The sequence below is a fragment of the Ligilactobacillus acidipiscis DSM 15836 genome, from assembly GCF_001435755.1.
Lineage (GTDB): Bacteria > Bacillota > Bacilli > Lactobacillales > Lactobacillaceae > Ligilactobacillus > Ligilactobacillus acidipiscis.
The window spans coordinates 1-9,483 of the sequence record NZ_AZFI01000077.1; the positions used below are offsets into that span (position 1 = coordinate 1).

Annotated in this window: 7 protein-coding genes and 2 pseudogenes; 2 read left to right on the forward strand and 7 right to left on the reverse strand. The window is 36.8% G+C overall.

Translation table 11 applies throughout. The features are described from left to right. Positions 1 to 37 precede the first annotated feature (37 nt). From FC65_RS06380 to FC65_RS12415, 7 genes and pseudogenes are all read right to left on the reverse strand, one after another. The gene (locus FC65_RS06380) at positions 38 to 646 is read right to left on the reverse strand and encodes a DedA family protein (RefSeq protein WP_056971984.1); all 609 of its coding nucleotides are present in this window, start codon (positions 644 to 646) and stop codon (positions 38 to 40) included. 746 nt (positions 647 to 1,392) lie between these two features. Then, a pseudogene (locus tag FC65_RS06385) lies at positions 1,393 to 2,740 on the reverse strand (amino acid permease); the annotation flags it as partial. A gap of 628 nt (positions 2,741 to 3,368) precedes the next feature. Then, positions 3,369 to 4,082, reverse strand: coding sequence for a GntR family transcriptional regulator (locus FC65_RS06390; protein WP_056971986.1), 714 nt, complete (start codon positions 4,080 to 4,082; stop codon positions 3,369 to 3,371). A 191-nt stretch (positions 4,083 to 4,273) separates the two neighbouring features. Further along, positions 4,274 to 5,071 carry a type I methionyl aminopeptidase gene (map, locus tag FC65_RS06395; protein WP_056971987.1) on the reverse strand — a complete coding sequence of 266 codons (798 nt, stop codon included), beginning with the start codon at positions 5,069 to 5,071 and terminating at the stop codon, positions 4,274 to 4,276. Between the two features lie 277 nt (positions 5,072 to 5,348). Further along, positions 5,349 to 5,774: pseudogene (locus FC65_RS06400) on the reverse strand (GNAT family N-acetyltransferase); the annotation flags it as partial. Between the two features lie 51 nt (positions 5,775 to 5,825). Beyond that, entirely contained in the window at positions 5,826 to 6,491 is a 666-nt protein-coding gene (locus FC65_RS06405) for a magnesium transporter CorA family protein (RefSeq protein ID WP_235803085.1), read from the reverse strand. Next, on the reverse strand, positions 6,463 to 6,744 hold the full coding sequence (locus tag FC65_RS12415) for a magnesium transporter CorA family protein (RefSeq protein WP_235803086.1): 282 nt from the start codon (positions 6,742 to 6,744) through the stop codon (positions 6,463 to 6,465). The genes FC65_RS06405 and FC65_RS12415 overlap by 29 nt, the downstream gene beginning before the upstream one ends. 256 nt (positions 6,745 to 7,000) lie before the next feature. Here FC65_RS12415 and FC65_RS06410 point away from each other — a divergent pair, with 256 nt between their 5' ends. Together FC65_RS06410 and rihC are read left to right on the forward strand one after the other, a co-directional pair. Beyond that, entirely contained in the window at positions 7,001 to 7,921 is a 921-nt protein-coding gene (locus FC65_RS06410) for an aldo/keto reductase (protein WP_056971990.1), read from the forward strand. A 269-nt stretch (positions 7,922 to 8,190) separates the two neighbouring features. Next, positions 8,191 to 9,111 carry a ribonucleoside hydrolase RihC gene (gene rihC, locus FC65_RS06415; RefSeq protein WP_056971989.1) on the forward strand — a complete coding sequence of 307 codons (921 nt, stop codon included), beginning with the start codon at positions 8,191 to 8,193 and terminating at the stop codon, positions 9,109 to 9,111. The last annotated feature ends 372 nt before the right edge of the window (positions 9,112 to 9,483 follow it).

A 9,483-nucleotide genomic window follows, 5' to 3' on the forward strand; every position in this document is an offset into this window, starting at 1 on the left:
TGCTTGGAGAACTTATGGTGAATAATTCAGGATATAGTTATGTTTTCTTATTTTTTCTAAACAACCAAATCAATATTACGATTAAAATTGCTACTGCCAAAATAACATACAGCCACTCATCAACGACTATTAACATTTGGCGCCAGGCTTTTCCTGCATAATGACCAACATTTATTAAGATAAAGTTCCAAATTAAAGTTCCACCAATTGTCAATATACTAAATTTTCCGAGCGGATAACCCGTCATACCAGCAGGGATCGAGATCAAACTTCTGATCACAGGTACACAACGCCCCACTAAAATTGTCCATCCACCATATTTATTAAAAAAAGTGGCAGTCCTATCAATATCGGTCTCTTTCAGCCTTATTGCTTTACCAGCTTTACTACGTGCAACCTTCTTAAGCTGATCAACATTCAAAAAACGTCCCACCATATACAAGATCAACGCTCCAACATAAGCACCAACAGTAGCAGCTATGGTTGCTCCAACAAGGCCTAAATTTGTATGTAAGGTAGAGTACCCCGCAAAAACAAGTACTACTTCGGAAGGGATCGGTGGAAATACGTTTTCTAGCGCGATCAGCAAGGCGATCCCTAAATAGCCATACTGGTCGATCGCAGCGGTAATTATTTCTGTACTCAAATGGTTACCTCATTTCAAATTTATTATCTTAATCATACCAAGCATCTATTCTCCCCGCCAACATTTATAGTAGGACACTAAAAATAATTAATAACTTGCAGTCGTTCTATTAAGTGAATTTTATATACAAATAACGTTGCTGTCCCCTCCCAAAAAATATAAATAAATTTGCGAAAAATATTTATTAAAACAACTACATGGAATACAGTAAGGTCATGTGAAAGTACTAGGAAATAAAAACGAAAAAAAATAGTACAGCTCATGTAAATATACGCCCAAGGTAAGGATTCAGAACTGCCAACAGACTCGCCCTGAATCTAAAATTAAGATATCGGTCCAAGGTATTGTTTTTGAAGATAACCAAGACCGTGTCGTTCATCAGGATAGTAAGGATCTTTTTATGAAATTATTTTATGTCGATGAAGGCTATAACTCAACTAATTCACGGCACCCACGACCAATTCGCACTACTTAGCAAAAAATACTAGGCTAACAACGACAATACCATTAAAATTAACTGTTTGACTCTTGCCATGCCTAAGATAAAAAAATTTAGGTCAACTATGTGGAAGGCAGGTGCGGGTCCGTTTCACTACTCTTTGGACCCGCATCTATCTCCCGCCTAAAAACTTTAATCTAGCTATTGCAGTAAAAAAAAATAACCCTAACGCGTGGTGCTAGTTCGTAACATTCAACTATTTAGTACAAAATTTTACAAAAAAAGCCCAACAAGGTTAGACTCTTANTCTGCGTATATAGCGGTTTATAGCTTAAGAATAGAGCTACGGATACTAGAAGTGCAAATAATAGTGGGATCCTAGTAGTTTTATCAAAGAGTAAGAAAATCAAAAAACCACCGAAAAAGAGTAGGGTCAGATAATCAGTCCATGGGTAGCCTGGCATTCTGAAAATTTGACTTCCTACAGGATTTGTTTTGCGGTACTTTAAATGACAATAGACGAGAATTAACCAGACTAAAACAAAACTGATTGTTGATACGCTGGAAATCAATTCAAACACATTATCTGGGATCAAATAGTTTAATAATACTACTAGCAATAAAAATACGGTTGAAAAATTTAACGAAGCATAAGGGACACCGTTTTGGTTTACACGGGCTAACTTTTTAGGAGCACTGCCGCTATCGCTGAGAGAGTGTAAAGTTCGACTTGTGCTAAATAAACAGCTGTTTGTCGCTGAAAGAGCAGCAGTCAAAACAACAAAGTTTAAAATACCAGCAGCTCCAGGAATTCCGATGGAAGCAAAAACTTGGACAAATGGGCTGGTGGATGTTGAAATCTTATTCCAAGGATAAATACTCATGATTGCAATCATTGAACCGACATAAAAAAGGCCGATCCTAATGGGCAGGCTATTAATAGCAGTGGGTAAATTTTTTTCAGGGTCTTCAGTTTCACCTGCAGTCAAACCAACCATTTCGATACCTACAAAAGCAAAAACGATCATTTGGAAGGACATTAAAAAGCCATAACCTCCGGTAGCAAAGAAACCACCGTGAGTCCATAGATTTTCAAAACCAGCAGAATTTCCATCGATATTAAATTTGAAAATAGCTAAGAAAAAGCCTACAGCAATCAGTATTATGATTGCCAAAACTTTAACTAGAGAGAACCATGATTCAAGATCACCAAAGAGACGGACATTTACGTGATTTACCAGATATAGACACAATAAAATTATTAGCGGCGTGGCCCATTGTGGAAAAGCTGGAAACCAATACTTGATGTAGATTCCACTTGCAGTTAAATCAGCCATTGCCAAGCTGATCCAACAAAACCAATAAAGCCAACCAACTACGAATTCTAAACGATCTCCCAAATAAATTTTAACGAAATCCAAAATTGAACGTTGAGACAAGTCGGATAGTAATAGTTCGCCGACTGCTCGCATCATAAAAAAACAAAATAGTCCGACTATTATGTAAGATAAGATGATTGCTGGGCCTGATGAATGAATCGCACTTCCTGATCCTAAGAACAAGCCAGTGCCGATCGCCCCCCCAATAGCAATCATTTGAATATGTTTGTTTTGTAAAGAACGCGACAGTTTTTGTGATTTCTGAGGTTGCTTCATTAATGTTCCTCCTCGTATTTGAAAATTCTAAAAATTTATGTCAAAGCGAAAATGAAAGCGCATTAAAAGACGCCCCCCATACTATCGTAATAGTACAAGGGGCGTCTAAACGCTGTTCCACCCAAGATTTACGGTTTATTGACCGCCTTTCAGCAAGATGTCTTAATTTGTATAAGGAAATAATTGCTTTAACGCACTGATAAAGGTTGTGCTACCATTCCATTGTTGTTTACTGCCATTTTTGCTAGTTTTCAGCCCTTACCAGCTCTCTGATCCTTCCATGTATCAGTTACTTCCTTATCTTACATGTTTTTCGTGATAAATATCAAGTACTATTTTAAAAATATTTCCATAAAAAAGAAACCCGTTATAAAGTGGGCTTCAATCTTTTTTTTGACAGATTACGTAACATGTCTCATTTGGAGAATGCAAACATGAACACAATTGCATTTTGGGTAACATACAACGATAAGGTTACTTCAGTTTTTACATAAAATCAAGTTAAAAAACACGAAAATCTAATTTTATTTATGAAACTGTATACAATGGTATATATCAATTATCGTTACTAAATTAAAGAAAGCGGTTAAAAACTTGTTATTGGTTTTTTTAAGCAATAAACGTTTTTTTAAGACAAAGAATTGTTAATGTGCATGTAAACAGTCATTCCCTTTTGAAAGTAAAAAGAATTAGAGTAATTGAAAGGATGCTCATTTTTGGTACAATTTATTTCTTCGATCTTTAAAGTTGGAGTACCAACTGGTTGCTTACTTTCTTGCGCTTCATTTTCACCTAGACTGTATACACTCACATATTCGTCGGCATTGGTAACCTCAATATCATAATTTTCCACGATGAAACTGAAAATTGAATCTTCACATATTTCTTTATTAAGATAAGGAACTTGTTGTTTTAAATAATAGGCATGTTCCAGACTGACCAAGTCTTTATTTGAGAAGCGTAACCTGCTAACATAATAAACTTGATCATCAGGATCACAATCTAAATGTGCAGCAATTTCTTTTCCTGCGGGAATAACTTTTAAAGCATTAACCTTTGATTTAATGATAGTTCTTTTTCCCAAACTGCCGAGTCCGTTTTTACCTGCAATGTTCATAAAATAACCATCGCTGTGCAAAGGCACGTTAACAAAATATCCACTACCTTGAACACGCTTGATCAAGCCCTGTTCAAATAGTGCGTCCATCGCATTTCTAATCGTATTTCGACTGGTGTTATATTTTTCAACTAATTCTGCTTCACTGGGTAATTTATCCGTGTATTTTCCGTCTGTAATTTGTCTTGAGATCTCAAATGCGACTTTTTTATATTTTAAAACCATTGTCTACCCTCCTCGTATGGGCTTTATTTTAATTAAACTTTGTTATTTTAATTAAACTTTGTTATTTTTAGGATAACTCCTCATGGCAAAGAGTTCCGCTTAACTAATTTCCACACTATACTGCTTAAAGCGCAATATGGTGTAGAAATCTGTTAATGCTCACTCTTTAGTCGTCATGCTCCGCTCACTTTTTAGAGTAAGTACTTTTTATCTCCAATCGGGTCTTGGGACGTTAAAATCTTTGGGCCGTCATTTGTAATTGCTAATGTATGCTCAAATTGGGCTGAAAGACTTCGGTCACCTGAAAGATAATATTCCCAACCAGTTTCTGGCACTACTTTTGTGTCGATTTCCCATGAACCACCAGCATTGACCATTGGTTCGATCGTGATCACCATTCCAGCTTTTAAACGTAATCCTTGATGAGGCATGCCATAATGATAAATGTCTGGGGCTTCATGGACAGACGGTCCAATACCATGGCCAATAAGCTCTCTTACGTCTCCCATGTGATGTTTGGTCTCGACATATTCCTCGATCGCATGCTCAATATCACCCACCCGATTGCCGACTTGTGCTTGTTCTATTCCAAGGTATAAAGCTTTATGTGTCACTGCTAATAATTTATCGATTTCGGGAGTTGAATCACCAACGACATAGGTCCAGGCAGAATCACTTTGATAGCCGTGCCAACTGACACAGAAATCAACTTTAACCACATCATGATTCTTGAGCTTTAATCCCTTGCGAGGTGTAGCGTGAGCAACTTCATCGTTAATACTGATACAAGTTGAGTATTTATAACCATCGACTCCTTTTTCTGAAGCAATGGCGTCATGATCTTGAATATATTGACCTACTAATTGTTCGATTTCCCAAGTATCCATACCCACATGTAGTTTATCACGTAACATTAAATGCGCTCCTGCCAAAATAGCACCTGAATGTTGCATGCCTTTTATTTCTCGTTTAGATTTTAGAGTAATCAAAATCATTATCTCCTTAATGTTTTTCTGACTTAACAATAACTTATCATTCTAATTTATAATAGCATAATGGAATAAGTTGTTTGAAATATTAGTATTGTTTTACTAATGGCAACACTAACTACACGATACATTATACGCTTAAAGGAATAATATTTGTTGGGATAATTACGGTTTGTCACATGTTTCACAAAAACTAAAAACTTATCTTTTTTCATTCAAAAAAGCACCTTAAACCTGAGATTTCGGTCACGGTACTTTTTTAGGATAAGGTTTATAACTAAAGTAACTTTTTTAGACGCAGCATGTCTTTTAAAACTAGCTTATTTTCAATTATCTCTTTGTTGTAATGAATGGAAAAGAAGTCTTGGTCAATACCAACAATGCGGAAGCCGCGCTTTTGGTATAAGTATAGTTGTGCAAAGCTGGTTGAACCAGTCCCAATTTCTAAACATTTGTATTTTTTGTTTCGAGCATTCTTTTCTGCGAATGCTAATAATTGCTGTCCAATTCCCTGATTTCTTAATTTGGGGTCAACTGCGATGTTAACAATTTCCAGTGTCTCTGGATGTGTTGGTAGTAATATTATGATGCCGGCAAGCTGACCTTGCGCAGTTGCTTGGTAACAAAAAGAACGATTCAAGTATGAATCTATTAGTTCTTTAGACGGATCGGCCGCTAACAATAGTTGATAATGTTGAGTTGTTGAGTTGTTGTTTTCTTAAAAACTGTAATTTTGAGTTCCATAATATCTTCCTTAAAGTTTGTGTCCGATCCGTAGTATAAATAACAAAAGAAGGGCGATGATCACTGAAAAAATCAGGATCATGATCCATGCGTATGATGCATGGGTGCCTGGCAGGCCAACATTCATACCATAAAATCCGGTCAGGATCGTGGGAATAGTCAAAGCAAGCGACCAGACGGTCAAGACTTTCATCGTATCATTCAGGTTATTGTTGGCAATAGTGTTGAAAGTATCGCCGATCCGGCCAACTACCGCTAATTCAGTTTCAATCATGCGTGAGACCTGTTCGCTTTCGATCACGACGTCTTCTAACATATCCCTTTTTGCACTTTGTTCACCGGTGTAACTGGACGTAAAAAAGTGCGTATGCGGCAATTTGTGAAACATTGTTAAATTTAATGCACTGGCACTTGAAAAATAAGAGAGGGTTTGTTGTGAATGTGAAAATTTGATCAATTCTTTATTCTTGATTTCTTTATTAAGTACTTTATCCAAACGATTGCGTTCTTTAGTTAGATTATGCATGATGGGCATGAAGCTATCCATTAACTCGAATAGGGCGGCGAAAATAAATTCATTGCGAGTTTGGTAAGCTTTTTCGCTGTGCTTATGGATGATTTTTTCAAAGTTTTCTGCGCCACTTGGATTAAAAGTAAAGATAAGGCTGTCGTGCAATAAAAAAACCTACTGGTTGAGTGATATATCTTAATTGTCCTTTATGCAAAACATGTGGTATTTGAACGATGAAGAGTTCATCATTGCTGTCTTCATCATAGACATAATTTGGTACTTCATCGCGATCAATAACGTAGTTGATCACTTCTTGTGTAAGACCATATTGTTGTTTAAGTTGGGTAGTTTCTTCAGTGGACAAACGTTTTGTTTGGATCAGGGTCAGGTCTGCGGTAATGTTTTTAGATTTGAGCATAATTTTTCCTCGGTTGATCAATTGTATTATTCACATTGTAATAGTTGTTGGTGCAAAAGACAAAAGTTCTTTGCTGTTTAGTTATAGTTGTAGAGATGATCGACATTATTTGACAATTATCTTTAAATGCCAGAAACTAAACGTGTAAATTACTTTATCTATTTAATAGTAAGGGGGGTCGTTACTCCTGAGTTTTTGAAAGATGTTTGTTGCTAGTCAAAGTAAGAAGTACTTAATGGATCAAGGAGTGGTAATGATGAGTGAAAATGTTTTAGCTAAAACTACAGAATTAAATAATGGCGTCAAGATGCCAATTTTTGGTTTAGGTGTTTGGAAGACCAATAATTCAAATGCGGCCAATTCAGTCTTTACAGCAATTGAGAAGGGGTATCGCCTAATAGATACGGCTAAGCAGTATGGTAATCAGCCGGGTGTTGGCGCAGGGATACAGCAGGGTCTGCTCAAAACAGGATTAAACCGTAAGGACCTTTTCGTAACATCTAAGGTGTTCAATGGTGATGTTGGTTATCAAGCTGCTTTGAAGGGCTTTAAGGACACAATGAATCAGCTTCAGCTTGATTATTTGGATCTTTATTTGATCCATTGGCCAGTAGATGGACGTTACTTGGACACGTGGCATGCATTGGAAGAATTGTACCATCAAGGAAAGGTCAGGGCGATCGGCGTTTCTAACTTTGATACTGAAAGATTACAGGACTTGATGGCCCACTGTGATGTGACACCAGCTGTGAACCAACTAGAGTTTAATCCATTGAATCAGGAAAAAGATATTCGGCAGTTAATGCAGTTACAAGGTATCCAGCTAGAAGCATGGTCGCCTTTAGGTGGCGGTGAATCATTAAATGAACCAACGATTCAGAAATTAGCTGACAAATACCATAAGACACCCGCACAAGTTATTTTGCAGTGGGATATTCAGCAAGGTGTGATCACTATCCCTAAATCAGTGCACGAAAAACGTATCATAGAAAATAGTCAAATCGGTAATTTTGAATTAACCCAAGAAGACCAAGCAGAAATCGCTAAGTTGGATCAAGCCAAAAGAAGCTTATGGTACGAGGATTTCGCATGGCACGATCCGCAAAATCCAAATGGAATTTCAGATGTCATTGATCAATGGGACGATACGGGAAAGTTTTTGCCAAAAAACAAATAGGTAAGTTTTTGGAAAAAGACCTTGTCGAAATATGTTAAAAATGTCTGTATGAGTGAAAGTGAGATTTCGGTAAAACGCTTTACATGTTGCTATAAAACTATTATATTTAATTTACACGGCTACTTTAAAAATTTCAGTATTTTATTTCAAGCAAACAAGTTTAGCAAAAATTGTTAACATAATGAGTTTAAGTAGCAAATAATCTTTCAGTGCTAAATAATACACTTAATTATGAATAGTTTTAGCAGTCATACGAGGAGGAATATCAAATGGCAATTAATATTATTATGGACACAGACCCAGGGATCGATGATGCAGCAGCACTTACGATGGCGATCAATGATCCACAGATCAACTTGAAGTTGGTTACTGCTGTTGCCGGTAATGTTACAGTTGATAAAACAACTGCAAACGCTTTAAAAATTGTGCGCTTTTTTGGTAAAGATCAAGAGATCCCTGTTGCCGCAGGGGCTAAGCAGCCTTTGATCAAGCCTTTCGAAGATGCTGCCAGGATCCATGGGGAATCAGGTATGCCGGGGTATGATTTCGGTACTGATTTTGGTAAACCAATTCAGAAATCTGCGGTTGAGGCTTTAAGAGATGAAATTATGGCAAGTGCTGAACCGATCACTTTGGTGCCGACTGGTTCTTATACTAATATTGCGTTGCTATTTATCGAGTATCCCGAAGTTAAAGATCATATTAAAGAAATTATTGCGATGGGTGGGACTTTAGCAAAAGGGAATATGACCAGTGCAGCGGAATTTAATGTTTTTACCGATCCGCATGCGGCAAAAATTATGTACGATTCAGGGATTCCGATCGTGATGGTCGGATTAGATGTGACCTTGAAGGCACTGCTGACTCCCGAAACGATGGATAAGTTAGGAGCAATGGGTAGAACGGGGAAAATGTTGCAGGCGTTAGTTACTCATTACAATGACGGTGACGAGAATGGTCATCCGATGCATGATGTTAATACCATCTTCTATCTTCTCCATCCAGAAGCTATGAAAACGGAAGAAATGTGGGTAGATGTGCAAACAGAGGGCCCAGCGATGGGAGAAACTGTGGGTGATATTCGTGGGGCATACCACGCTGGTAAAACAAATGCCAAAGTTTGTGTTGATATTGACGCAGCAGCATTTAATAAGTGGTTCTTGGATGAAGTTGCTGCAATCAAAGACTAGGGGGCAAAGTATATTAAAATTTTTGAGCTTTGTTTTTGCAAATAGGTAATTTTAGAGTGAGTAATATCACTCTATTTTTTTGACTTTGATGTTTAATGATCACTTATTTTCTCAATTTTCTTAAGAAAATAATGTTTTTAATACAATAAGCAGAATGATTTGCGGAAAGTATGGTTAAAGATTTATAACAGAAAATGAGTAGAATCGTGGAACAAAACAATAAGGTTTATATCCCAAGAAAACAGTTTTATTAGAGGATAAAGATCATATTAACCTAGGAAAAGCAAAAAAAATAACTATAAAGAATTGGTGAGAATAAATGAAGCAAAGCTATAATAATAAAGCTAAAGGTTGAAAGTTAAAGAATACTTG